The sequence below is a fragment of the Pseudomonas sp. GW821-FHT01E10 genome (assembly GCF_059422365.1).
Genome location: NZ_JBWKWT010000023.1, coordinates 26,387 through 51,520, shown reverse-complemented (window position 1 = coordinate 51,520; position 25,134 = coordinate 26,387). Strand labels below are relative to the sequence as shown.

The window sequence follows — 25,134 nt, the reverse complement described above, 5'->3', positions numbered from 1 at the left end:
GAATTTAGGAACCCCATATGGACCGCGTGCGAAATTTACTGGAACAGATCCAGAGTCGCCTCGAAGACCTGAACAAGGCAGAACGCAAAGTCGCCGAAGTGATCCTGCTCAACCCACAGCAGGCGACCCGGTTCAGCATCGCCGCCCTCGCCCAGGCCGCGTCGGTCAGTGAGCCGACGGTCAACCGTTTCTGCCGCTCATTTGGTGTCAGCGGCTACCCTGAACTGAAACTGCAGCTGGCCCAGAGCCTGGCCAGCGGCGCGGCGTATGTCAGCCGTGCGGTGGAAGCCGACGACAACCCCGAGGCTTACACCCAGAAAATCTTCGGCAGCGCCATCGCGTCCCTGGACAGCGCCTGCCAGGCACTGGACCCGAACCTGATCAGCCGCGCCGTCGACCTGTTGATCCAGGCCCGGCAGATCCACTTCTTCGGCCTCGGCGCCTCGGCCCCGGTGGCACTGGATGCGCAGCACAAGTTCTTCCGCTTCAACCTGGCAGTGACCGCCCATGCCGATGTGCTGATGCAACGCATGATTGCCTCGGTGGCCCACACCGGTGAGTTGTTCGTGATCATCTCCTACACCGGCCGCACCCGCGAATTGGTGGAAGTGGCGCGCATCGCCCGGGAAAACGGCGCTTCGGTGCTGGGGCTGACGGCCGAAGGTTCGCCGCTGGCCAAGGCCAGTACCTTGAGCCTGAACATTCCGTTGCCGGAAGACACCGACATTTACATGCCGATGACCTCGCGGATCATTCAGCTGACCGTGCTCGATGTGCTCGCCACCGGCATGACCTTGCGCCGAGGCGTGGATTTCCAGCCGCATTTGCGCAAGATCAAGGAAAGCCTCAATGCCAGTCGGTATCCGATTGGGGATGAGTTTAATTAACCCACTGTGGCGAAGGGGCTTGTCGGAACGCCGCACCGCCACAAAGGTTGTGCGCATCGGCTACGCCCCAACCCGCGCCTGCAAACTCAAATGCGCCCGCTCCCCCGGCGCCAGGCACAGGCTGTCGGTGCCGCCGCTGGCCGCTTCCACACAGACGAACTCGGAAATCTCGTTCCAGCTCACGCCCAGTAATGGCCGCGAGCCGGGATGCCAGACCACCGTGTCCGCATGATCACCGGTGTCGATGCACAGTTCGCGCTGCCAGGCGTGGTCCTTGAGCTGCAGTTCGCCGTCATGCTGGAACACGCGCTGACACCCACCGTCGACCCGCAACTCGCCTTCCTGTTGGCAAGCCTGGCGGTTCAACTGGTCGTACCCTTGCGCTCCTTCGAGCCCAGACAGCGCTATCTCACCGACATCACCAATACGCCAATAGGCGTGCAACGCCTGACTCAACTGGCACGGCATGTCGTCCTGATGCTCGGTGCTCAGGTGCAAATCCATGCGTTCGCCCAGGTGCGCATGCAAGTCCACTTGCCAGTCGCACAGCTGTAACTGCCAGTGCAGGCGCACGCCATCGTCGTCACTGCTGCTGTCGAGCAGCTTCCAGTCGAGCAGGCGCGCCCAACCATGGGACGGCCAGGCGTTTTCGCTTGGGTGGCGGCCATACCACGGCCAGCACACCGGCACGCCGCCGCGAATCGCACCCACGTGCGGCCATTTCGCCGCGCACCACAACCAGGGTTTCTGACCCTTTGGCTGGAAGTGCAACAACTGTGCGCCCTGACGACTGAACACCGCCTGACACAGCGGATGGTCGATCACCAGCACGTCGCGCATCTGATAGCGCTCCCACGCAAACACCGGACGTTCGCGCAAGGATTTGAAGAAGCGTTGTAGCGGATGCTCAAGCATGTGCCACGGCCCTGAAAATCATCTGTCACCCGAGGGTGCGCCACCCCCAAAAAAAAGCGGACAGCCATGGCCGTCCGCAAATATGCGCACATAGAGAGGAGCTTATCGCAACAGCGTTAGAACACCGACTGAATTTTCAGGCCGGCGACCAGCGCGTTATCAACTTCATCCACACCACCCGGGTGAGTGATGTATTGCAAGTTAGGACGCACCGTCAGCCAGTTGGTAACGTGGAAACCGTAGTTGATCTCGTAGTTGTACTCGGTGCTGCGCAGTGGCGCGAACAGTGGATCGTTGTAGTCGGTGACACCATTGGCGGCGTTGACCAACTCGGAGTTTTTCTTCACGTCATCGTTGACATGGATACGGGAGAAACCGATCCCGACGTCGTCTTTTGGACGCGCATCGAACGGGCCCTTGTAAACAAACATCAGCGACTGGTAGTTGTCGACGAAGTTGGTGTCCTTGTCGTGGAAGGTGGCGTTGGCCGCGATGTTCAGACCGCGCGAAGCATCACCGTTATGGGTGGTCAGTTGTTGCTGCGCCACGAACCAGTAGCCGTGCTTGCTGTCATGGCTGCGATAGGCATTGCCGGTGGTCGCTGCATCATTGCCGTTGTCGTCTTTACGGACGTCATTGGCGTCGGCCGTGCTCTTGTAGTAACCGACACGGTATTCGCCCGGCAGGTTGTTAACCTTCGGCGACCAGACCAATTCAACCGGCAAGACGGTGCCCTTGGTGCCACTGCCGCTGAGCTTGAAACCGTTACCGTGCTCAAGTTGCGATGGGTTCTGGTTGTACGCGCCGATCTGCGCATAGAACTCAGGCGTGATGTTGTACTTCACGCGAACCGCTGCCTGCATGACCGGCCAGTTGTACCAGATACCGGTCGCCCAGTTACCCGCCTGGGAACCGCAGAATGCCAGGTTCTGGAACTCGCAAGGGAAGGTGTTGAAGTCTTCGCCTTCGCCGAAGTAACCAGCCTTGACGTCCAGTTTCCCGTCGAGGAACTGGTGCTTGATCCACAGCTGGGTCAGACGGACCATGTGGCCACGGCCGTAGACTTCCTGGGAGGAGCTCAAGGTGCCGGCACGCGGGTCGCCGACACGGTCATTGGAGATGTTCTGACCGTTACGGTTGGTGAGCTGGATCTTGGCCTGGGTGTTATCCCAGCCCCACAGTTTTTGCAGGTCCAGCGCCACGCCCAGACCAAACTGGTCGGCGTAACGCGCCGTTTTGTCGTCGTTGTAGCCGCCGTGCAGGTTGGCGCCCACTTCACCGACATAGTCGGCCTTGATGTCGATACCTTGCTCGATCAGCTTGGTCCGCTCGCCACCCCAGTCCCCCGTCATCCACTGGGAATCGGCACTGAACGCGTCAGCCGCGTGTACGCTACCGGCCAGCATCATCGCCGCAACCGCTGACAATTGGCAGATCAGCTGAGCGTTGTTCTTCTTCTTCATCCCTACATCCTCGTTTTATTGTTATTAACTGTTTTTATCTAACGCGGTTTACATCGATTGCGACGGATGTCTCCATCCGCCACTAATCCCCCCTGTGAGAGCGGGCTTGCTCGCTCCCACATTTGATCTTCAGCGGCCTTTGAACTGGGCCACGTTGGCGCTGTGAGCTTCGGTTTTTGGCAGGCCGGCAACGCCCAGACGCTCACCGGTCTTGGCATCGAACAGCAGCACTTTCGATGGATCGAATTGCAGCGTCAGGGTCTCGCCCGGGGCTGGTGCGACGTCCGGTGCCAGACGGCAGCAGACCTTGGTGTCGTTGAGATTGACGAATACCAGGGTGTCGGGACCGGTCGGTTCGGTGACCTGCACTTCAGCGCGGATGGTCGGCAGGCCGTTGGCTTCGCCGTTCGCCAGCACGATTTGCTCCGGGCGCATGCCGAGGATCACTTCGCGGTCTTCGAGCCCGGCATCCTGCATGCCCAGCGGCAATTCGCAGCGCGCCTGACCGCTGTCGAGCAGCGCCAACAGACGGCCGTCCTTGCGCTGCAAACGCAGGGGGATGAAGTTCATCGGCGGCGAACCGATGAAGCTCGCCACGAACAGGTTGGCCGGGTTGTTGTAGATGTCTTTCGGCGTACCGAACTGCTGGATAATCCCGTCCTTCATCACCGCCACTTTGTCGCCCAGGGTCATCGCTTCGATCTGGTCGTGGGTCACGTAGACCGTGGTGGTTTTCAAGCGCTGGTGCATCAGTTTCATTTCTGTGCGCATCTCGACCCGCAGCTTGGCGTCGAGGTTGGACAGCGGTTCGTCGAACAGGTAGATCTTCGGCCGACGCGCCAACGCCCGGCCCATGGCCACGCGCTGTTGCTGACCACCGGAGAGCTGACCCGGCTTGCGGTTGAGCAGGTGTTCGATTTGCAACAGCTTGGCCACGCGAGCGACTTCCGCGTCGATGTCGGCGGCAGGCATCTTGCGGATCTTCAAACCGAACGCGATGTTTTCGCGCACGCTCATGGTCGGGTACAGCGCGTAGGACTGGAACACCATGGCGATGTCGCGGTCTTTGGGGCTCATGCCGCTGACGTCCTGGTCACCGATCATGATCGCGCCGCCGGTGATGGTCTCAAGGCCGGCGATGCAATTCATCAGGGTCGATTTACCGCAACCCGAAGGGCCTACAAGAATCAGGAACTCACCGTCCTTGATCGACAGCTCGATGTTCTTGAGGGTGTCCGGCAGGCCGGGGCCATAGGTTTTGTTTACATTGCGAAGTTCGAGCGTAGCCATGATTACCCCTTGACTGCGCCGGCCGTCAGCCCGCGCACGAAATACTTACCTGCGACCACATAGACCAGCAGGGTCGGCAGCCCGGCGATCATTGCCGCCGCCATATCAACGTTGTATTCCTTGGCCCCGGTACTGGTGTTGACCAAGTTGTTCAACGCCACCGTAATGGGTTGCGAGTCACCGCTGGAGAACACCACGCCGAACAGGAAGTCGTTCCAGATCTGGGTGAACTGCCAGATCAGGCAGACCATGATGATCGGGGTGGACATCGGCAAAATGATCAAGCGGAAGATGGTGAAGAACCCCGCGCCATCGAGCCGCGCTGCCTTCACCAGTGCATCGGGAACGCTGACGTAGTAGTTACGGAAAAACAGCGTGGTGAACGCCAGGCCGTAGACCACGTGCACGAACACCAGGCCTGTCGTCGTGCTGGCCAGGCCCATCTTGCCGAGGGTGAACGAGGCCGGCAGCAGGACCGTCTGGAATGGCAGGAAGCAACCGAACAGCAGCAGGCCGAAGAACAACTGCGACCCGCGAAAGCGCCACATCGACAGCACATAGCCGTTCAACGCACCGATGGCCGTGGAGATCATTACCGCCGGAACGGTGATCTTGATCGAGTTCCAGAAGTACCCGTCAACCGTGCCCCAGGCCTTGATCCAGCCAATACCGCTGACCACGGTCGGCCAGCTCAGCAGGTTGCCGGAGTTGATGTCTTCAGGCGTCTTGAAACTGGTCAACAGCATGACCACCAGCGGTATCAGGTACAGCAATACCGCAAGGAGCAGCACGCCATAGATCGCGATGCGACTCAGGCTGATGGCAGGTTTGGCAGCGAAACTAGTCATGACGTTTGGCCCTCAGCTCGGAGTACAGGTAAGGCACGATGATCGCGAGAATCGCACCGAGCATCAGAATCGCACTGGCCGAGCCCATGCCCATCTGGCCGCGACTGAAGGTGAAGGAATACATGAACATCGCAGGCAGATCGGAGGAATAACCCGGGCCACCGGCGGTCATTGCCGCTACCAGGTCGAAACTCTTGATAGCGATGTGGGCCAGGATCATCACTGCGCTGAAGAACACCGGGCGCAGGCTCGGCAACACCACTTTCAGGTAAATGCGCGGCATGCTCGCGCCATCGATCTGGGCGGCACGGATGATCGATTGATCAACGCCACGCAGGCCGGCGAGGAACATCGCCATGATAAAGCCCGAGGCTTGCCATACCGCCGCGATCACCAGACAGTACACAACGCGATCCGGATCGATCAGCCAGTCCAGGCGAAAGCCTTCCCAGCCCCAGTCACGCAGCAATTTGTCCAGGCCCATGCCCGGGTTGAGCAGCCATTTCCAGGCAGTACCGGTGACGATCATCGAAAGCGCCATCGGGTACAGGTAAATGGTGCGAATGAAACCTTCGCGACGAATGCGCTGATCAAGAAACACCGCCAGCAACACACCGATCACCAGGGTGATACCGATGAACATGCCGCCGAAAAGCGCCAGGTTCTTGCTCGCTACCCACCAGCGATCGTTGTCGAACAGCCGCTGGTACTGCGCCAGACCCGCCCATTTGTAAGTCGGCAGGAAGGTCGAAGTGGTGAACGACAGGACGAAGGTCCACAGGATATAGCCATAGAACCCCACCAGAACAATGAACATGCTCGGCGCCAGCACCAGCTTGGGGAGCCAGCGCTGCAGCGCATCGAACGGCGAGGCCTTGCTGAACACAGCAACAGAACTCATGGGAAGATCCAGTACGAGAGAGAGAGAATTCGGGCAGGTCCCCTGTAGGAGCCGGCTTGCTGGCGAAGGCGGTGTGTCAGTCGACATCTGCGTTGAATGACACATCGCTATCGCCAGCAAGCCGGCTCCTACAGGCCAAGCATTACTTGGCTGCTTTAATGGCAGTGCCGAGTTGCTTGGCGGCAGTGGCAGGATCGGCTTTCGGATCGTTGATGAAGTTGGTCACGACATCAAAGAAAGCACCCTGTACCGCCAGCGTGGTCGCCATGTTGTGCGCCATGCTCGGCTGCAAGCCACCGGTCTTGGCGTCCGCCAGGAAGTCTTTGGCAGCCGTCTGGGCGCAGGAGTCGAAACCGTACTTGCCCATGTCACTCAGCATGTCGTTTCGAACCGGGATCGAACCCTTGTTGATGCTGAAGACTTTCTGGAAGTTCTCACCCAGCACGATCTTGGCAATGTCCTGCTGAGCTGCAGCAGTGCCCTTGTCTTTCTGCTTGAACACGGCCAGCGAGTCGATGTTGTAGGTGAAGGCCTTGTCGGTGCCCGGGAAGGCTACGCACTCGTAATCCTTGCCGGCGACTTTCTTGGCCGCTGTCCACTCGCTCTTGGCCCAGTCACCCATGATCTGCATGCCGGCCTTGCCGTTGATGACCTTGGCCGCCTCCAGGTTCCAGTCCTGGCCTTTGCCGTCGGCGTCCATGTAGGTCGCGACTTTCTTCAGCTCGGTCAGCGCCTTGACCATGTCAGGACCGGTCAGCGCCGCGTTATCCAGATCGACCAGGGCTTTCTTGTAGCCATCGACGCCCATGACCGACAGGACCACCGCTTCGAACACGGTGCTGTCTTGCCAAGGCTGGCCACCGTGGGCAAGCGCGATGAAGCCCGCGGCCTTGAGCTTGTCACCGGCCGCGTAGAATTCCTGAAGGGTGGTTGGCGCTTTTTCGATGCCGGCTTTCTTGAAGACTTCCGGATTGATCCACAACCAGTTGACGCGGTGAATGTTCACCGGCACGGCCACATAGTTACCGTCGTACTTCACGGTATCGGAGACTTTCTTGTCGAGCAGGCTGTCCCACTTCTCAGCTTTGGCAGCGTCTTTCAAGACGTCGGTATCGAGCAGACCGGTAGACGCCCATTCCTGAATGTCCGGACCTTTGATCTGCGCTACACCCGGCGGGTTACCGGCCACGGCGCGGCTTTTGAGTACGGTCATGGCCGTGGCACCGCCACCGCCGGCGACTGCGCCGTCTTTCCAGGTGAAACCGTCTTTTTCGACTTGAGCCTTGAGCACATCGACAGCCGCTTTTTCACCACCAGACGTCCACCAGTGAACGACTTCCACCGAACCTTTGGAATCGGCGGCCAGGGCACTGAGCGGGAATGCTGCAACGGGAAGCAGTGAAGCGAGAGAAATGACAGTAGCGAGGCGAGAAATCGCATTCATCTAGTAGTACCTTTCTTGTTGTTATGCATGCAAGTCTGGTGCTTGCGCTGCATGGATTCTAAACAGGAGTCATACCTTCGCAGGTAACGAAGGGACGCTCGAATGTCACCACATGGTTACATGACTGGTTACACAGCAGCGCTCTGGGACAACTGCCCCAGCGCACTGGCCATGCTCGGCGCCAGCGGCAGGCGCGGGATCAATACAGCCTGCCAGGCGTGATACAGGTCAGGTTTACCGGCCCAGATATCGGCGCTCGGGCGATTCAGCGGATCGAGCTCGTGATGCCAGCTGCCATCGCAGCGGTCGATGAAATGACTGTCACAGAATTCCCAGAACAGTCGGTACCAACGCTCGTACTGCTCATCACCGGTGCGTTTTAGCAGCGCACTGGCGGCGGCGCTGGCTTCGCAATGAGTCCAGTGCAAACGATGACGAACCACCGCGCGATTGTCCCAGTCGAGGGTGTAGACAATGCCCGGCGCACCGTCGACGTCCCAGCCGTGACGGCAATTATGCTCGAAGAGTTTTTGCGCATCGGTGGCCAGCCAGCCCGGCGTGAGCATCCCGGCCTGTACCCGCGCCGCTTCAAGGTGCAGTAACAACCGCGCCCATTCGAAACCATGACCCGGCGTGGTGCCGTAAGGACGGAAACCGTCGGCCGGGTTGTCGTGGTTGTAGTCACGCAGCGGCTGCCAGTCGCGGTCGAAATGCTCGACCACCAGGTAATCGTTGGCGGCGGCGTGTTCGTGAATGACACGCTCGACGATGCGCTGCGCGCGAATCAGCCAGCGGTGGTCCTCGGTGACATCGGCCAGGGCGAGGAAAGCTTCGGTGGCGTGCATGTTGCTGTTGGCGCCGCGATAGGCTTCCTCGCAACTGAAGTCGCGGTTGAAGGATTCGCGCATGGCGCCCTCCTCCTCGCTCCAGAAATGGCTGTCGATGATGTGGATCGCATCATCGAGCAAGGCTTGCGCACCGGGACGCTGGGCAACCACCGCAGAACTCGCGGCCAATGCCACGAAGGCATGCAGATAAGCGGCTTTGCCGGTATTGCCGTCGCGGTGTTCGGGCGTGGCGAACCAGCCACCGTGTTCGGCGTCACGCAGCGGCCCGCAGAGGGCTTTGATGCCGTGATCCACCAGCTCGGCGAACCCCGGCAAACCCTGGATGTGGGCCATGGCGAAGCTGTGGGTCATGCGCGCGGTGTTCATGGTTTCGGCTTGCGCGTTGACCGCCAGGCGCCCCTTTTCATCAAGGTTGCCGAAACCTTCGGGAAGCTTTGAAGCCCTGGCAAATGCCAACAGGCGCAGGCCTTCGGCGGCGAGCCATTGCTGATGGGCAGGCGCGTTCAGCCAACTGCTGAAGGCGGGTTGGAAGGTGTCCATGCGATACCTTTTTTTGTTGTTATGACTGGGACCAGTCTAAACAACGGTCGGTGGCGGGCAGGTAACGAAGGGGGAGCGTTATGTCACCGACCTGTGACATTCACCCTGATTTTGAAGTGAGTGGTTAATTGTGGCGAGGGAGCTTGCTCCCGTTGGGGCGCGGAGCGGCCCTGAAAGAGGGACTGCTGCGCAGTCCAACGGGAGCAAGCTCCCTCGCCACAGGGGCAGTGTCAATCCATTGGTCGCGGCAACTGCAACGTCACGCGCAACCCGCCTTCACGCAGGTTTTGCAGGCTGACTTCGCCGCCATGGCTATGGGCGATGTTGCGGGCAATCCCCAGCCCCAAGCCATAACCCTGTTGCTGCCCGGCCAGGCGGAAGTGCGGCTCGAACACTTGCTCCAGCCGCTGCTCCGGCACACCCGGACCTTCGTCGTCGACATGCAGGACGAACGCGCTCTCGTCGTCATCGATGTGCAGATGCGCGTTCTGCCCGTACTTCAAAGCGTTGTCGATCAGGTTGCCGATGCAGCGCTTGAGCGCCAGTGGCTTGCCGGGATACGGCGCCAGCGCCCGCCCCTGCTGAGTCACGCGGCCATTACCGTTGGGCGCCAGATACGGTTCCACCAGGCAGTCGAGCACATGATTGAGGTCCACCTGCTCGATGTTTTCGTGGATGTCGGTGTCTTTCACGCATTGCAGCGCGCCCTTGACCAACAACTCCAGCTCATCCAGATCACGTCCGAACTTGGCTTGCAGCTTTTCGTCTTCAAGCAATTCAACCCGCAGTCGCAGCCGAGTGATCGGTGTGCGCAAGTCATGGGAAATCGCGCTGAACAACTGGCTGCGCTCGGTCAGGTAACGGCTGATGCGTTCACGCATCGCATTGAACGCGCGACCGACTTCCACCACTTCACTGCCGCCCCCCTGAGCGACCGGTTCGACGTCGGCGCCCAGGGACATGTCCCGCGCCGCCCGCGCCAATCGCTTGAGCGGTCGGCTCTGCCAGTGCACCAGCAGGCCGATGAACAGGAGCAAGAAGCCGCTGGTGAGTACGATGAACCAGACTTGCTGTGCCGGCAGGCCTTGCTCTTCGAGACTGGTGTAGGGCTCGGGCAACAGCGAAGCGATGTACAGCCATTCCCCCGGCGCCATCTGGATTTGCGTGACCAGCACCGGTGGATTCACTGGCTCCAGGGTCAACGCGTAGTGCGCCCAGGAGCGTGGCAATTCATCGAGTTTCAGCCCGCTATTGAAGATCCGCAGGTCTTCGGGGCTGACGAACGTCACCGAAATATCCGCGTCCTGGCCCAGCGACTGGCGCAGCACCTCGTCCACCGCTTTGAGCACCGCTTCTTTGCGCGGCGTGATCGGCAGCACTTCCATGCCTAAGGGTTTGTCGTTGAGGGTCACCACGAACCGGGTGCCGCCCATGCTGCGCAACTGGTCGAGCACCAGCGGCCTGAACGCCACCGGCAACGAGCGGAAATAACTGACGCTGGCAGTCATCGAATGGGCCAGGCTGCGGGCGCTGGTGACCAGGCCTTCGAGTTGGGTAGCACGCAGTTGCGAAACCCAGATCACGCTCGACAGCGTCTGGGCAAACAGCACCGCCAACAGGGTCAGCAGCAACATGCGCCCGAGCAGCGAGCGCGGCACCGGCACGCGCCCGGCGAGCTTGCGCAGGAACTCAGTGACCATTGCCGGCAACCACGTTGGCTGCCAATTGGTAGCCGCTGCCACGCACGGTCCGGATCAGCCGCGGCGGTTTTTCGGTGTCGCGCAGACGCTGGCGCAAACGGCTGACCGCCATGTCGACGATGCGATCGAGCGGCATCAGGTCACGGCCACGGGTGGCGTTGCCGATGGTGTCGCGGTCGAGGATTTCCTGGGGGTGATCGAGGAACAGTTTCAGCAGGGCGAAATCGGCGCCGGAGAGAATCACTTCCTCGCCGTCGGTATGGAACAGCCGATGGCTGACCATGTCCAGCCGCCAGTCGTCGAAGGCCAGCACTTCACCGCCGGAACGCTCCTGACCGAACTGCGCGCGACGCAACAAGGCTTTGATCCGCGCCTGCAATTCACGGGGGCTGAAGGGTTTGCCGAGGTAGTCGTCGGCGCCCAGTTCCAGGCCGATGACGCGGTCAGCCTCATCGGAACTGGCGGTGAGCATGATGATCGGCACGTGGGCCTGGCGCGGGTGCTGGCGGATCCAGCGGCAGAGGCTGAAACCGTCTTCGTCCGGCAGCATCACGTCGAGGATCACCAGATCGCTCGGCGCCTCGTTCAGCGCCTGACGAAAGCCTGCGCCATCGGGCGTGGTGCGGACCTGGAAACCGGCACGGGTCAGGTAGGTGTCCAGCAACTCGCGTATCTCTTGATCGTCATCGACCAACAAAATCGACTTGTTGACTGAGCTCACGGGGCGGCGTCCTTGTTGTTTGTGTTAGGGAGGATTATGCCTGATCGATCATGGATCTATGTTGTCTGTTCCGGCCTCTTCGCGGGCAAGCCTCGCTCCTACAGGGTTCGTGACATTCCTTGTAGGAGCGAGGCTTGCCCGCGAATGAGGTGACGCGGTCTCAGGCCTGCTCCAGCGCCACACCCGCGCCAACAAGGCCGGAATACGGCGCTGTCACCAGCCACACCGGAATGCCTTTGAAGTAATCGCTCATGCAACCCTTGTCGGCAAAGCACCGGGCGAAACCGCTTTTAACGAAAAAGTCGGCAAACCGTGGAATCACCCCGCCAACGATGTACACACCACCCCGTGCACCGGTGGTCAGCACATTGTTGCCGGCCACGCGGCCGAGCCAGCAGCAGAACTGCTCGAGCACTTCCAGGGCAATCGGATCACCCGCCAGCCCGGCCGCCGTGATCGCCTCAGGCGTGTCGAGCACAGGCGTGTGGCCATCCACCGCGCAGATCGCCCGGTAGACTCGCGGCAAACCACTGCCGCTCAATGCCGTTTCAGCGCTGACATGGCCGATCTCGTTGTAGATGTGTTGCCACAGCTGGGTTTCTCGCGGGCTGCTCAGCGGCAGATCGACGTGACCACCCTCCCCCGGCAACGCGGCAAAACGGCCCTCGCCCAGATCGAGCAACGTGCCTACGCCCAGCCCCGTGCCCGGACCGATCACCACCGCTGGCCGCAACGGTTCCGGCGTGCCTTCGCAGACCACCCGGAACTCGCCCGGCTGCAAGCGGGTCATGCCCAGCGCCATGGCCGAGAAATCATTGACCAGCAGCAGTTGATCCACCTGCAAGGTCTTGCAGAAACCCTTGCGACTGAGCCGCCAGTGATTGTTGGTGAACTTGAATTCATCACCGCTCACAGGGCCGGCCACCGACAGGCACACCGAACCGATCGAACCCGGCGCCAGGCCGAGCCCGTTCAGGTACAGCGCAATCGCTTCTTCCGGGCTGGCGTGGTCTGCCGTCGCCAGAACCTGGACCGATTCCAGCTGCTGGTTTTTCCACAACGCGAAACGTGCGTTGGTCCCACCGATGTCACCGACCAAAGCCAGTTTCAATTAAGCGTCTCCAGGGCAGAAGTAAAGGCGCTGGCGCCTTGCTCTGCGGAGCTGAAGGCCATGCGCATGAAACCAAACAGTTCGCGACCGGTGCCGATGTTGTTGCCCAACAGACCTTTGGCCGGCTCGCGTGCTGCGAATTCTTCGGCGTCCACCTTAAGCTCCAGAGTGCCTTTGACGCCATCGACGCGGATGATATCGCCCTCACGCACCCGTGCCAAAGCGCCGCCCACATAAGCTTCGGGGCTGACGTGGATCGCCGCCGGGATTTTCCCCGAGGCGCCGGACATGCGCCCGTCAGTCACCAACGCTACTTTGAAGCCACGGTCCTGCAACACGCCGAGGAACGGCGTCATCTTGTGCAGTTCCGGCATGCCGTTGGAGCGCGGGCCCTGGAAGCGCATTACCGCGACAAAATCCTTCTCCAGCAGACCGGCCTTGAATGCATCGGCCAGGTCCTGTTGATCCTGGAACACCATGGCCGGGGCTTCGACGACCTGATTTTCCAGGGCGACTGCCGAGACCTTCATCACGCCACGACCGAGATTGCCTTCCATCACCCGCAAACCGCCTTCTGGCGAGAATGCACGAGCCACTGGGCGCAGGATGTTTTCGTCGAGGCTTTCGATCGGGCCTTCGCGCCAGACCAGTTTGCCGTTATCGAGGAACGGCTCCTGGGTGTAGCGGCTCAGGCCGTGGCCGAGCACGGTGTTGACGTTTTCATGGAGCAGGCCGCCTTCCAGCAGTTCACGGATCAGGAACGACATGCCGCCCGCCGCCTGGAAGTGGTTGATGTCGGCTTTGCCGTTCGGGTACACGTGGCTCAGGGTCGGCACCACCTCGGAGAGGTCGGCCATGTCCTGCCAGGTCAACTGGATGCCCGCAGCCATGGCGATGGCCGGCATGTGCAAGGTGTGGTTGGTCGAGCCGCCGGTGGCGTGCAGGGCCACGATGGAGTTGACCAGCGAACGCTCGTCGACGATTTCGCCGATCGGCAGGAAGTTGCCATTCTGCTTGGTCAGGCGCGTGACCTGATGCGCCGCTTCGCGGGTCAGGGCATCGCGCAACGGCGTGTTCGGGTTGACGAACGAGGCGCCCGGCAAGTGCAGGCCCATGACTTCCATCAGCAACTGGTTGGTGTTGGCGGTGCCGTAGAACGTGCAGGTGCCAGGGCTGTGGTAGGACTTCATCTCCGATTCCAGCAGCTCTTCGCGGGTCGCCTTGCCTTCGGCGTAGCGCTGACGCACATCGGCTTTCTGCTTGTTGGAGATGCCCGACACCATCGGCCCGCCCGGCACGAAAATCATCGGCAGATGACCGAAGCGCAACGCGCCCATCATCAGGCCCGGCACGATCTTGTCGCAGATGCCGAGCATCAGCGCGCCATCGAACATGTTGTGGGACAGCGCCACGGCGGTGGACAACGCGATCACTTCACGGCTCGGCAGGCTCAGTTCCATGCCCGGTTCGCCCTGGGTCACGCCATCGCACATGGCCGGGGTGCCACCGGCAAACTGGCCGACGGAGCCGATTTCGCGCAGGGCTTTTTTGATCTGTTCAGGAAAGACTTCGTACGGCTGGTGCGCCGAGAGCATGTCGTTATATGACGAAACAATTGCGATGTTGGCGGAGTTCATCATCCGCAGGCTGTGCTTGTCGTCACTGCCACATCCGGCCACGCCGTGGGCGAAGTTGGCGCATTGCAGCTTGCCGCGCATCGGGCCGTCGCTGGCGGCGCCACGGATCAATGCAAGGTAAGCCTCACGCGTGGCGCGGCTGCGGGCGATAAGCCGTTCGGTGACCTCAAGGACGCGGGGATGCATGTGTAGAACTCCAGGCTAACGGATGTGGCGACCTGATTGTCTATGCTGATCAAACGCCGTTGTGATCGGGATGACAGACGGCTTTCTTGATCATTCGGACCAGTTGATTCAGGTCACTCGTTGTAGATAAAACAAAATATTGCCACTAAAAAGGCTTGTTTTCTATTTTTTTGCGAATAATCTTGTAATTCCAACAACAAAACGACGGCGGCGCTGTAAATGACTCTTCGAATCGCAATCAATGGTTTTGGCCGTATCGGCCGTAATGTCCTGCGCGCACTGTATACCCAAGGCTATCGTCAGGATCTGCAGATCGTGGCAATCAACGACTTGGGCGACAGCTCGATGAATGCTCACCTGCTCAAGTACGACACCGTTCACGGCACATTCGATGCCGATGTCCAGCACGATCAGGAAAGCCTGACCGTCAACGGCGACCGTATTTCGGTCAGCGCCATTCGCAACCCGGCCGAACTGCCCTGGGCCGCGGAGAAGGTCGACGTCGTGTTCGAATGCACCGGTCTGTTCACCGACCGCGCCAAAGCCGCCGCGCATATTACGGCCGGCGCGCGCAAAGTGATTATCTCGGCCCCGGCCAAAGGCGCCGACGCCACTGTGGTTTATGGGGTTAACCACGACATTCTGCGCCAGTCGCACCAGATCATTTCCAACGCCTCGTGCACCACCAACTGCCTGGCCCCGGTGGCCCAGGTGCTGCACCGCGAGCTGGGCATCGAAAGCGGTCTGATGACCACTATTCACGCCTACACCAACGACCAGAACCTGACCGACGTCTACCACACCGACCCGTACCGCGCCCGTTCCGCCACCCAGAACATGATCCCGAGCAAGACCGGCGCCGCTGAAGCGGTAGGCCTGGTGCTGCCAGAACTGGCGGGCAAACTGACCGGCATGGCGGTGCGTGTTCCGGTGATCAACGTGTCGCTGGTGGACCTGACCGTGCAGCTCAAGCGCGAAGCGTCGGCCGATGAAGTGAATGCGCTGCTCAAACAAGCCAGCCAACACTCGAAGATTCTCGGCTACAACGCCCTGCCGCTGGTATCCAGCGACTTCAACCACAACCCGCTGTCGTCGATCTTCGACGCCAACCACACCAAGTCCAGCGGCAAGCTGCTCAAAGTGCTGGCCTGGTACGACAACGAGTGGGGCTTCTCCAACCGCATGCTCGATAACTGCCTGGCGCTCTGCAACGCAGAGTAAACCGTGGAGCAGCAACCGATGATCGGTATCAGCTTTACGCATAAGACCATGGCGGCGCGCAAGCGTATCGCCCTGGTCGCCCATGACCATTGCAAAGTGTTTTTGCTGGACTGGGCCGAGCGGCAGAAAGACAAACTCGCGCAGCATGAACTGGTCGCCACCGGCACCACGGGGTTGTTATTGCAACAACGCCTCGGCCTGCCGGTGGAAAGCATGATCAGCGGGCCGCTGGGCGGCGACCAGCAACTCGGCGCGCAAATCGCCGAGCAGCGCGTCGACATGCTGGTGTTCTTCTGGGACCCGTTCGAACCGCAACCCCACGACCCGGACATCAAGGCGTTGCTGCGGGTCGCGGCGGTGTGGAACATCCCCGTGGCCTGCAACGAATGCAGCGCCGACTACCTGCTCAGCAGCCCGTTGATGGATCAGGCTCACGAACACCGCATCCCGGATTACGCGACCTATCTGCAGGGGCGTGGGTAAAGCGCTGGCATAAATCCTCTGTGACAACAGGCTCTGTGACAACAGGCTCGCTCACGGGAATGCATATCCCCGTAGGAGCGAGGCTTGCCCGCGAAGGTCGCAACACGGTCAACGACTTCGCGGGCAAGTCGGAGCGCCGCACCGCTCTCTCTACAGGATTTCATCTGGCCGAGCCGTCTTTTTGAACTATGCTCGGGCTCTCGCTCCGGAGGGCCTTCGATGACTGATTTACTCACGTCCATTCAAGCCGCACTCGGCTTGCCTCACACCCCAATCCCGTTCACCTCGAGCGGCGCCCTGCCCTCGGCATTTGCCGTGACCGATCTGGCCTGCGCCAGCATTGCTGCCGCCGGCCAGGCCGCCAGCGAACTGCTGCACCGGCAAACCGGTCGTTTGCCCAGCCTTGAAGTTGACCGCCGCCTGGCGTCGTTCTGGTTCGCCACCTCGATCCGCCCCGTGGGCTGGAGCGTCCCGCCGCTGTGGGATCCGGTCGCCGGTGACTACGCGACCAAGGACGGCTGGATCCGCCTGCACACCAACGCGCCCCATCACCGCGCCGCTGCTGAGTCAGTACTCGGCGCCTGTGCCGACCGCGCAGCGATGGCGAGCAAAGTGGCTCAGTGGGCGAAAAGCGATCTGGAACAAGCAGTGGTCGAGGCCGGTGGTTGCGCCGCCGAGATGCGCAGCTGGACGCAATGGCAAGCTCACCCCCAAGGTCGGGCCGTGAACGCCGAGCCGTTGATTCAGTTCAGCGTCGATGGCAACCAAACCGCCAAACCGTGGCAAGGCTCGGTGGCGCAACCGCTGGCCGGAATCAAGGTACTGGACCTCACGCGAGTGCTCGCCGGCCCGATCGCCAGCCGCTTCCTCGCCGGGCTCGGCGCCGACGTGCTGCGCATCGACCCACCGACCTGGAACGAACCGGGCGTGGTGCCGGAAGTCACCTTGGGCAAACGCTGTGCGCGCCTGGATCTGCACGACAAAGCCGATCGCGCGGTGTTCGAAAGCCTGCTCAAGGACGCCGACATCCTGCTCCACGGCTACCGCGCCGATGCCTTGGAACGCCTGGGTTACGGCATCGCCCAACGCCAGGCACTGGCCCCGGGCCTGATCGATGTTTGCCTCAACGCTTACGGCTGGAGCGGCCCTTGGCAGAACCGTCGCGGCTTCGACAGCCTGGTGCAGATGAGCAGCGGGATTGCCGACGCTGGCATGCACTGGAGGAAGGCGGATAAACCGACACCGCTGCCGGTCCAGGCCCTTGACCATGCCACCGGGTATTTGATGGCGGCCAGTGCGATCAAGCTATTGGGGCACGGTGGCTCTGCGCGGCTGTCGCTGGCACGGACGGCGAAGCTGTTGATCGAACATGGCGCCGGAACCAACGAGCCGTTGCGCGCAGAGGATGACCACGATCAAGGGATGTTGATTGAGCAAACGCCGTGGGGACCGGCCCATCGGTTACAGGTGCCGTTGAAGATCACCGGGACACCACTGCAATGGGCGCTGCCGGCCGGGGAACTGGGCGCCCATCGCGCGCAGTGGTGGTGATCACCAGATAGCTTTCGCGGGCAAGCCCGCTCCCACAGGTATAGCGTGATCCTGTGGGAGCGTGGCTTGCCCGCGATGAGGCCAGAACAGTCACTGCAAACACTGTCACGTAGTTATTTTTAACTAAACAGATAAAACGAAATAACGATTATTCATTAATTCCAGTACCGCGCACCTGATAAATCAAATCTGTCATATAAACAGTTATCAGAAAATTGGCGAAACCGCAGAAACACACTAATTTCAAAGCCCAAGCAATACCGCTTACGCCCACCTGACTTGCCCCCTCTGAACAGGGCTTCCCCGGTAATACCGCTATGTCCGAGAAAGATACATAAGTCTTTCATTAACAATGGAATGTGCCCATGCACTGATCTATGTCAGCTGATTGAACAGCCAGCAGAACTACTCTGTTGTCTCTCTTCTCCTGCACTGGAGTCATGCTATGTCTGAATCCCCCGGAAAACTGAAACTCGGTGCGCTCGTTGCTTTAGTGGTCGGTTCAATGATTGGTGGCGGAATCTTCTCTTTGCCCCAGAACATGGCCGCCAGTGCTGATGTCGGTGCTGTTCTTATTGGTTGGGTAATCACCGCAGTGGGCATGTTGACCCTCGCTTTCGTCTTCCAGACCCTGGCCAATCGCAAGCCTGAGCTGGATGGCGGTGTTTATGCCTACGCCAAGGCCGGTTTCGGCGACTACATGGGTTTCTCGTCGGCCTGGGGATACTGGATCAGTGCCTGGCTGGGCAATGTGGGTTACTTCGTTCTCTTGTTTAGCACCCTCGGCTACTTCTTCCCCATTTTTGGGGAGGGAAATACCGTGGCTTCGGTAATCGGCGCCTCGCTGCTGCTTTGGGCGGTGCACTTTCTGGTTTTACGGGGAATCAAGGAAGCGGCGTTCATCAACCTGGTAACCACCGTCGCCAAGGTCGTACCGCTGCTGCTGTTCGTGTTGATCGCCTTGTTCGCGTTCAAACTGGAGATTTTCACCGCCGACATCTGGGGCATCAAAAACCCTGACCTGGGCAGTGTGATGAACCAGGTGCGCAACATGATGCTGGTCACCGTGTGGGTGTTCATCGGCATCGAAGGCGCGAGCATTTTCTCGGCCCGTGCCGAAGTACGCAGCGACGTGGGTAAAGCCACCGTCATCGGGTTCATCACCGTGCTGTTGTTCCTGATGCTGGTGAACGTGTTGTCCCTGGGGATCATGACCCAACCCGCGCTGGCGAAACTGCAGAACCCGTCGATGGCTGCGGTGCTGGAACATGTGGTTGGTCATTGGGGCGCGGTGCTGATCAGCGTCGGCCTGATCATTTCCTTGCTCGGGGCGTTGCTGTCATGGGTGTTGCTGTGCGCGGAGATCATGTTCGCTGCCGCCAAGGACCACACCATGCCGGCGTTTTTGCGCCGTGAAAACGCCAACCTTGTACCGGCCAACGCGCTGTGGCTGACCAACGCGATGGTGCAGCTGTTTCTGATCATCACACTGTTTTCGGCCAGCACTTACCTGTCGCTGATCTACCTCGCTACCTCGATGATCCTGGTGCCCTATCTGTGGTCGGCGGCCTATGCCCTGCTGCTGGCAGTGCGCGGTGAGAGCTATGAAAACGCTGCGGCCGAGCGCAGCAAAGACCTGGTCATCGGTGGCATCGCACTGATCTACGCGATCTGGCTGCTGTACGCCGGCGGCGTCAAATACCTGCTGCTCTCCGCCCTGCTGTATGCCCCCGGCGCGATCCTGTTCGCCAAGGCCAAACTTGAAGTCGACAAACCGGTTTTCACTAACGTCGAGAAGCTGATTTTCGCCGCCGTCGTCGTAGGCGCCCTGGTGGCGGCCTATGGGCTGTATGCCGGCTTTCTGACCCTTTAGCACTGTAATGAAAAGCAGCACCTGAATGTTTTGATCTGGAGGAACACGGTAATGACCACGGAAAAAGTTAAGTACGGCGTCCATTCCGAAGCCGGCAAACTGCGCAAAGTCATGGTTTGCTCCCCCGGCCTGGCCCACCAGCGGCTGACCCCGAACAACTGCGACGAACTGCTGTTCGATGATGTGCTGTGGGTCGCCCAAGCCAAACGCGACCACTTCGACTTCGTCACCAAAATGCGCGAGCGTGGTGTCGACGTGCTGGAAATGCACAACCTGCTGACGGACATCGTCGCGATGCCTGAAGCGCTGGACTGGATTCTGGAACGCAAGATCACCGCCAATTCGGTCGGTCTCGGCCTGGTCCATGAAGTGGGGGCCTGGCTACGTAGCCTGGAGCCACGCAAGATCGCCGAATTCCTCATCGGCGGGGTTTCCGCCGATGACCTGCCGGACAGTTTCGGTGGCAAGACCATTCAGATGTTCCGCGACTTCCTCGGTCATTCCAGCTTCATTCTGCCGCCGCTGCCCAACACCCAGTTCACCCGCGACACCACCTGCTGGATCTATGGCGGCGTGACCCTGAACCCGATGTACTGGCCGGCGCGTCGTCAGGAAACCTTGCTGGCCACCGCCATCTACAAATTCCACCCGCAGTTCACCAACGCCGACTTCCAGATCTGGTACGGCGACCCCGACCAGGACCACGGCAACGCTACCCTTGAGGGCGGTGACGTGATGCCGATCGGCAACGGCGTGGTATTGATCGGCATGGGCGAGCGCTCGTCCCGCCAGGCCATCGGCCAATTGGCGGTCAACCTGTTCAAGAACAAAGCCGTGGAACGAGTCATCGTCGCCGGCCTGCCGAAATCCCGCGCGGCGATGCACCTGGACACCGTGTTCAGCTTCTGCGACCGCGACCTGGTGACGATTTTCCCGGAAGTGGTGAAGCAGATCGTCGCCTTCAGCCTGCGCCCCGATGAAAGCAAACCGGGCGGCATCGACGTGCGCCGTGAAGAAACCAGCTTCCTCGACACCGTGGCCAAGGCCCTCAACCTCAAGGCGCTGCGCGTTGTCGAAACCGGCGGTAACGCCTTTGCCGCCGAACGCGAGCAATGGGACGACGGCAACAACGTGGTGGCGGTGGAGCCAGGCGTGGTCATCGGCTACGACCGCAACACCTACACCAACACCCTGCTGCGCAAGGCCGGCGTCGAGGTCATCACCATCAGCGCCAGTGAGCTCGGGCGCGGGCGTGGCGGTGGCCACTGCATGACCTGCCCGATCATTCGCGACCCTATCGACTATTAACTTTCGAGCCTTGGCCGATGCTTATCCAGCACGGCCGAGGGGATAACCGACACCCAAGGAGATCCAATCATGGCTTTCAACATGCGCAACCGCAGCCTGCTCTCGCTGATGCACCACACCACTCGCGAGCTGCACTACCTGCTGGACCTGTCCCGCGACCTCAAGCGCGCCAAATACACCGGCACCGAGCGTCCGCACCTGCAAGGCAAGAACATCGCGCTGATCTTCGAAAAAACCTCGACCCGCACCCGGTGCGCCTTCGAAGTCGCGGCCCATGACCAGGGCGCCCACGTCACCTACATCGACCCGGTGTCGTCGCAGATCGGCCACAAGGAAAGCATGAAGGACACCGCCCGCGTGCTGGGGCGGATGTTCGACGCCATCGAGTACCGTGGCTTCGAACAGGAAATCGTCGAAGAGCTGGCCAAGTTCGCCGGCGTACCGGTGTTCAACGGCCTGACCGCTGAATTCCACCCGACGCAAATGATCGCCGACACCCTGACCATGCGCGAACACAGCGACAAACCGCTGCACGACATCAGCTACGCCTACCTCGGCGATGCGCGCTACAACATGGGTAATTCGTTGCTGATGATCGGCGCCAAACTCGGCATGGACGTGCGCATCGCCGCACCGAAAGCGCTGTGGCCGCATCAGGACTTCATCGATCAGTGCAAAGCCTTCGCCGAAGAGAGCGGCGCGCGCATCACCATCACCGAAGACCCGAAAGCCGCGGTCAAGGGCGTGGACTTCATCCACACTGACATCTGGGTGTCGATGGGTGAGCCGGTGGAAGCGTGGGACGAGCGCATCGAGCAACTGCTGCCGTACCAGGTCAACGCCGACATGATGAAGGCCTCGGGCAACCCGCGCGTGAAGTTCATGCACTGCCTGCCGGCGTTCCACAACAGCGAAACCAAGGTCGGCAAGGACATCGCCGCACGCTATCCGCACCTGGCCAACGGCGTCGAAGTGACTGAAGAAGTCTTCGAATCGCCGGCCAACATCGCCTTCGAGCAAGCGGAAAACCGTATGCACACCATCAAGGCTATTCTGGTGTCGGCACTGGCGGACGTCTGACGGCTGAACACTTGCTCATGATCGTTCCCACGGTCCCCGTGGGGGACGATCATCAGGGAGATCAGATTGCCCGCCCCTATTTAGAAGGACTGCACTATGCGTATCGTCATTGCTCTGGGCGGTAACGCCCTGCTCCGCCGGGGTGAGCCCATGACCGCGGACAACCAGCGCGCGAACATCCGGATCGCCACCGAACAGATCGCCAAGATTCATTCCGGCAATCAACTGGTGATCGCCCACGGCAATGGTCCGCAGATCGGCCTGTTGTCGCTGCAAGCGGCGGCCTACAGCCAGGTTTCGCCTTACCCGCTGGACGTACTCGGCGCCGAAACCGACGGCATGATCGGCTACATCATCGAACAGGAACTGGGCAACCTGCTGGACTTCGAAGTGCCCTTCGCCACCCTGCTGACCCAGGTCGAAGTCGACCCCAACGACCCGGCGTTCCAGGCCCCCAGCAAACCGATCGGCCCGGTTTATTCCAAGGCCGACGCCGAGAAACTCGCCGCCGAGAAAGGCTGGGCCATCGCCCCGGACGGCGACAAGTTCCGGCGCGTGGTCGCCAGCCCGAAACCCAAACGTATCTTCGAAATCCGCCCGATCAAGTGGCTGCTGGAAAAAGGCAGCATCGTGATCTGCGCCGGTGGTGGCGGCATCCCGACGATTTACGACGCCAACGGAAAACTGCAGGGTGTGGAAGCGGTGATCGACAAAGACCTGTGCTCGGCGTTGCTGGCCGAACAGTTGGAAAGCGATCTGTTGGTGATCGCCACTGACGTCAATGCGGCCTTTATCGATTTCGGCAAGCCCACCCAGAAAGCCATCGCCCAGGCTCACCCCGATGAAATGGACAAACTCGGCTTCGCCGCCGGCTCCATGGGACCAAAGGTCCAGGCGGCCTGCGAGTTCGCCCGCCATACTGGGAAAGTCGCGGTAATCGGTTCACTCTCGGACATCGAAGCGATCATCCAGGGCAAGGCCGGCACCCGTATCAGCACAGCGACGCCTGGCATCAGTTATCAATAGAAAGAAACGAGTAGAAAGAAACGCAGGGGGGCAGGCGTGAGGTCTGCCCTGATTCAATGCCTTTGAAGGAGAGACGCCAATGGCTACGTTCGAACCCGGACACCTGCACATCGAGCGCCATGCGCTGAACAAGGACGATTACAGCTACAACCTGCACATTGAATACAAAATTGCTCAGGATCCCAAGGAAGGCCAAGGCATGCTCTTCACGCTGCGTGGTTCGGTCGAGGGCAAGGAGCTGAATGAAGCGTTTTATCTGCCCAAGGACCAGGCCTTCGACTTTGCCCGCCACGCCACGCGCATCGCGCAAAAGTACGGCATGCCCAAGACCGCCAACATCGGCGCCATGCACAAGTACTACGACGAAATGTTTGAAGACGTGCGGGCCCAACTCGACATCAAATCCGGCGACCCGGTCAAACCTGAACACCTGGGATAAAACGGTGAACGCTGAACCTGTGGGAGCGGGGCTTGCCCGCTCCCACAGGAGATCATCGTTGTCATGAAGTCCTGTACAGGATTTCACCATTGGCCCGCCCCAAGGCATACTTGCCACCCTCCGCACTCCAGAACCAAACCGCCCCATGCGCATCCACGTCAGTTTCATCGACCGCGTCGGTATCACCCAGGAAGTCCTGGCTCTGCTCGGTGGGCGCAATCTCAATCTGGATGCGGTGGAAATGGTGCCGCCCAACGTCTACATCGACGCCCCGACCTTGAGCCCGGCCGTGCTCGAAGAGCTGCGCGATGCGCTGTTCAACGTGCGTGGTGTACAAGCGGTGACGGTGGTCGACATCCTTCCCGGCCAACGCCGTCACTTGCAGCTCGATGCGCTACTCGCCGCCATGACCGACCCGGTGCTGGCCCTGGACAGCGCCGGCAAGGTGCTGCTGGCCAACCCGGCACTGATTGCCCTGTACGGTCGCGAACCGGCGGGTGAAAGCATCAGCGAGCTGTTTGCCGACCCGGCACTGCTCGACACATTGCTGGAAAACGGCTTCCGCCTGCCGCTGCGCGAGATCACCGTCAACGGTCAAACCCTGCTGCTGGATGCCACGCCGATCACCGACGCCGGCGCCCTGCTGACCCTGTATCAACCGAACCGCATCGGTGAACGCCTCTCGGCGCTGCACCACGATCACGCTGAAGGTTTCGATGCGCTGCTCGGCGAATCCCCGGCGATTCGTACGCTCAAGGCCCGCGCCCAACGCGTCGCAGCCCTTGATGCACCGTTGCTGATCCAGGGTGAAACCGGCACCGGCAAAGAACTGGTGGCCCGCGCCTGCCACGCCATCAGCGCCCGCCACAGTTCGCCGTTCCTGGCCTTGAACTGCGCGGCACTGCCGGAAAACCTCGCCGAAAGCGAACTGTTCGGCTACGCCCCCGGCGCTTTCACCGGGGCGCAACGGGGCGGCAAGCCGGGGCTGATGGAACTGGCCAACCAGGGCACGGTATTTCTCGACGAGATCGGTGAAATGTCGCCGTATTTGCAGGCGAAACTGCTGCGCTTTCTCAACGACGGCAGCTTCCGTCGGGTTGGCGGCGATCGCGAAGTGAAGGTCAACGTGCGGATCCTCAGCGCGACCCATCGCGACCTGGAAAAAATGGTCAGCGAAGGCACTTTCCGCGAAGACCTGTTCTATCGCCTCAACGTGCTGAATGTCGAAGTCCCGCCCCTGCGCGAGCGCGGCCAGGACATTCTGCTGCTGGCGCGTTACTTCATGCAGCAGGCCTGCGCGCAGATCCAGCGCCCGGTCTGTCGCCTGGCCCCCGGCACTTACCCGGCGCTGCTGGGCAATCGCTGGCCAGGCAATGTACGGCAATTGCAGAACGTGATCTTCCGCGCCGCGGCGATTTGCGAAAGCAGCCTGGTGGACATCGGCGACCTCGACATCGCCGGCACCTCTGTGGCGCGCCAGAGCGACATTGAGGTCGACAGCCTCGAACAGGCCATGGAAGCGTTCGAGAAGGACCTGCTGGAAAAGCTCTACGTCAGCTACCCCTCGACCCGCCAACTGGCCAGCCGCCTGCAAACCTCCCACACCGCGATTGCCCATCGGTTGCGCAAGTACGGGATTCCCAACAAGCCCCTGTAGAAGCG

The 25,134-nt window shown here is 60.7% G+C and carries 21 protein-coding genes; 10 read left to right on the top strand and 11 right to left on the bottom strand.

Translation table 11 applies throughout. The features are described 5' to 3' along the window. Positions 1-26: 26 nt before the first annotated feature. Entirely contained in the window at positions 27-887 is an 861-nt protein-coding gene (locus AC07V0_RS26360) for a MurR/RpiR family transcriptional regulator (RefSeq protein WP_172901244.1), read from the top strand. 60 nt (positions 888-947) lie between these two features. On the opposite strand, the gene AC07V0_RS26355 is transcribed toward AC07V0_RS26360, so the two are convergent. The 11 genes from AC07V0_RS26355 to edd form a co-directional block, all read right to left on the bottom strand. Next, entirely contained in the window at positions 948-1,802 is an 855-nt protein-coding gene (locus AC07V0_RS26355; RefSeq protein ID WP_064616385.1) for a D-hexose-6-phosphate mutarotase, read from the bottom strand. A gap of 116 nt (positions 1,803-1,918) precedes the next feature. After that, the gene (locus AC07V0_RS26350; RefSeq protein ID WP_018926467.1) at positions 1,919-3,265 is read right to left on the bottom strand and encodes a carbohydrate porin; all 1,347 of its coding nucleotides are present in this window, start codon (positions 3,263-3,265) and stop codon (positions 1,919-1,921) included. Positions 3,266-3,394: 129 nt separating this feature from the next. Continuing rightward, the gene (locus tag AC07V0_RS26345; protein ID WP_018926468.1) at positions 3,395-4,555 is read right to left on the bottom strand and encodes an ABC transporter ATP-binding protein; all 1,161 of its coding nucleotides are present in this window, start codon (positions 4,553-4,555) and stop codon (positions 3,395-3,397) included. A gap of 2 nt (positions 4,556-4,557) precedes the next feature. After that, positions 4,558-5,403 carry a carbohydrate ABC transporter permease gene (locus tag AC07V0_RS26340; protein ID WP_019581464.1) on the bottom strand — a complete coding sequence of 282 codons (846 nt, stop codon included), beginning with the start codon at positions 5,401-5,403 and terminating at the stop codon, positions 4,558-4,560. Continuing rightward, positions 5,396-6,304, bottom strand: a complete 909-nt coding sequence (locus AC07V0_RS26335; RefSeq protein WP_018926470.1) for a carbohydrate ABC transporter permease — start codon at positions 6,302-6,304, stop codon at positions 5,396-5,398. Before AC07V0_RS26335 ends, AC07V0_RS26340 begins: the two co-directional genes overlap by 8 nt. Positions 6,305-6,446: 142 nt before the next feature. Further along, positions 6,447-7,748, bottom strand: a complete 1,302-nt coding sequence (locus AC07V0_RS26330) for an ABC transporter substrate-binding protein (RefSeq protein ID WP_064616384.1) — start codon at positions 7,746-7,748, stop codon at positions 6,447-6,449. Positions 7,749-7,876: 128 nt separating this feature from the next. Then, on the bottom strand, positions 7,877-9,136 hold the full coding sequence (locus tag AC07V0_RS26325; protein ID WP_192351711.1) for a D-mannose isomerase: 1,260 nt from the start codon (positions 9,134-9,136) through the stop codon (positions 7,877-7,879). Positions 9,137-9,366: 230 nt separating this feature from the next. Continuing rightward, positions 9,367-10,836, bottom strand: coding sequence for an ATP-binding protein (locus tag AC07V0_RS26320; protein WP_086944507.1), 1,470 nt, complete (start codon positions 10,834-10,836; stop codon positions 9,367-9,369). Further along, on the bottom strand, positions 10,826-11,557 hold the full coding sequence (locus tag AC07V0_RS26315; protein ID WP_007934711.1) for a response regulator: 732 nt from the start codon (positions 11,555-11,557) through the stop codon (positions 10,826-10,828). Before AC07V0_RS26315 ends, AC07V0_RS26320 begins: the two co-directional genes overlap by 11 nt. A gap of 160 nt (positions 11,558-11,717) precedes the next feature. Beyond that, entirely contained in the window at positions 11,718-12,668 is a 951-nt protein-coding gene (locus AC07V0_RS26310) for a glucokinase (protein WP_086944506.1), read from the bottom strand. Further along, complete coding sequence (gene edd / locus AC07V0_RS26305; RefSeq protein ID WP_495020053.1) at positions 12,665-14,491, bottom strand: phosphogluconate dehydratase; 1,827 nt, start codon at positions 14,489-14,491, stop codon at positions 12,665-12,667. Before edd ends, AC07V0_RS26310 begins: the two co-directional genes overlap by 4 nt. Positions 14,492-14,710: 219 nt before the next feature. On the opposite strand from edd, the gene gap reads away from it, so the two are divergent. From gap to gcsR, 9 genes are all read left to right on the top strand, one after another. Then, the gene (gene gap, locus AC07V0_RS26300; protein WP_007934706.1) at positions 14,711-15,712 is read left to right on the top strand and encodes a type I glyceraldehyde-3-phosphate dehydrogenase; all 1,002 of its coding nucleotides are present in this window, start codon (positions 14,711-14,713) and stop codon (positions 15,710-15,712) included. Between the two features lie 18 nt (positions 15,713-15,730). After that, complete coding sequence (locus AC07V0_RS26295; RefSeq protein ID WP_064616377.1) at positions 15,731-16,195, top strand: methylglyoxal synthase; 465 nt, start codon at positions 15,731-15,733, stop codon at positions 16,193-16,195. A gap of 219 nt (positions 16,196-16,414) precedes the next feature. Further along, positions 16,415-17,746: a CoA transferase gene (locus AC07V0_RS26290; RefSeq protein ID WP_310397001.1), complete on the top strand. Its 1,332-nt coding sequence runs from the start codon at positions 16,415-16,417 to the stop codon at positions 17,744-17,746. 445 nt (positions 17,747-18,191) lie between these two features. Beyond that, positions 18,192-19,619, top strand: a complete 1,428-nt coding sequence (arcD, locus tag AC07V0_RS26285) for an arginine-ornithine antiporter (RefSeq protein WP_086944504.1) — start codon at positions 18,192-18,194, stop codon at positions 19,617-19,619. A gap of 51 nt (positions 19,620-19,670) precedes the next feature. Beyond that, positions 19,671-20,927 carry an arginine deiminase gene (gene arcA / locus AC07V0_RS26280; RefSeq protein ID WP_018926480.1) on the top strand — a complete coding sequence of 419 codons (1,257 nt, stop codon included), beginning with the start codon at positions 19,671-19,673 and terminating at the stop codon, positions 20,925-20,927. A gap of 69 nt (positions 20,928-20,996) precedes the next feature. Beyond that, positions 20,997-22,007 carry an ornithine carbamoyltransferase gene (locus AC07V0_RS26275; RefSeq protein ID WP_064616373.1) on the top strand — a complete coding sequence of 337 codons (1,011 nt, stop codon included), beginning with the start codon at positions 20,997-20,999 and terminating at the stop codon, positions 22,005-22,007. Between the two features lie 96 nt (positions 22,008-22,103). Beyond that, the gene (arcC, locus tag AC07V0_RS26270) at positions 22,104-23,033 is read left to right on the top strand and encodes a carbamate kinase (protein ID WP_086944503.1); all 930 of its coding nucleotides are present in this window, start codon (positions 22,104-22,106) and stop codon (positions 23,031-23,033) included. A gap of 79 nt (positions 23,034-23,112) precedes the next feature. After that, entirely contained in the window at positions 23,113-23,472 is a 360-nt protein-coding gene (locus tag AC07V0_RS26265; RefSeq protein ID WP_086944502.1) for a DUF5064 family protein, read from the top strand. Between the two features lie 145 nt (positions 23,473-23,617). Beyond that, on the top strand, positions 23,618-25,129 hold the full coding sequence (gene gcsR / locus AC07V0_RS26260) for a transcriptional regulator GcsR (RefSeq protein WP_064616369.1): 1,512 nt from the start codon (positions 23,618-23,620) through the stop codon (positions 25,127-25,129). Positions 25,130-25,134 lie beyond the last annotated feature (5 nt).

Excerpts from the sequence above, each read along its gene's own strand:
- AC07V0_RS26355 (WP_064616385.1), bottom strand. The coding sequence starts at position 1,802 with ATGCTTGAGCATCCGCTACAACGCTTCTTCAAATCCTTGCGCGAACGT.
- AC07V0_RS26350 (WP_018926467.1), bottom strand. The coding sequence starts at position 3,265 with ATGAAGAAGAAGAACAACGCTCAGCTGATCTGCCAATTGTCAGCGGTT.
- AC07V0_RS26345 (WP_018926468.1), bottom strand. The coding sequence starts at position 4,555 with ATGGCTACGCTCGAACTTCGCAATGTAAACAAAACCTATGGCCCCGGC.
- AC07V0_RS26340 (WP_019581464.1), bottom strand. The coding sequence starts at position 5,403 with ATGACTAGTTTCGCTGCCAAACCTGCCATCAGCCTGAGTCGCATCGCG.
- AC07V0_RS26335 (WP_018926470.1), bottom strand. The coding sequence starts at position 6,304 with ATGAGTTCTGTTGCTGTGTTCAGCAAGGCCTCGCCGTTCGATGCGCTG.
- AC07V0_RS26330 (WP_064616384.1), bottom strand. The coding sequence starts at position 7,748 with ATGAATGCGATTTCTCGCCTCGCTACTGTCATTTCTCTCGCTTCACTG.
- AC07V0_RS26325 (WP_192351711.1), bottom strand. The coding sequence starts at position 9,136 with ATGGACACCTTCCAACCCGCCTTCAGCAGTTGGCTGAACGCGCCTGCC.
- AC07V0_RS26320 (WP_086944507.1), bottom strand. The coding sequence starts at position 10,836 with ATGGTCACTGAGTTCCTGCGCAAGCTCGCCGGGCGCGTGCCGGTGCCG.
- edd (WP_495020053.1), bottom strand. The coding sequence starts at position 14,491 with ATGCATCCCCGCGTCCTTGAGGTCACCGAACGGCTTATCGCCCGCAGC.
- gap (WP_007934706.1), top strand. The coding sequence starts at position 14,711 with ATGACTCTTCGAATCGCAATCAATGGTTTTGGCCGTATCGGCCGTAAT.
- AC07V0_RS26295 (WP_064616377.1), top strand. The coding sequence starts at position 15,731 with ATGATCGGTATCAGCTTTACGCATAAGACCATGGCGGCGCGCAAGCGT.
- AC07V0_RS26290 (WP_310397001.1), top strand. The coding sequence starts at position 16,415 with ATGACTGATTTACTCACGTCCATTCAAGCCGCACTCGGCTTGCCTCAC.
- arcD (WP_086944504.1), top strand. The coding sequence starts at position 18,192 with ATGTCTGAATCCCCCGGAAAACTGAAACTCGGTGCGCTCGTTGCTTTA.
- arcA (WP_018926480.1), top strand. The coding sequence starts at position 19,671 with ATGACCACGGAAAAAGTTAAGTACGGCGTCCATTCCGAAGCCGGCAAA.
- AC07V0_RS26275 (WP_064616373.1), top strand. The coding sequence starts at position 20,997 with ATGGCTTTCAACATGCGCAACCGCAGCCTGCTCTCGCTGATGCACCAC.
- arcC (WP_086944503.1), top strand. The coding sequence starts at position 22,104 with ATGCGTATCGTCATTGCTCTGGGCGGTAACGCCCTGCTCCGCCGGGGT.
- AC07V0_RS26265 (WP_086944502.1), top strand. The coding sequence starts at position 23,113 with ATGGCTACGTTCGAACCCGGACACCTGCACATCGAGCGCCATGCGCTG.
- gcsR (WP_064616369.1), top strand. The coding sequence starts at position 23,618 with ATGCGCATCCACGTCAGTTTCATCGACCGCGTCGGTATCACCCAGGAA.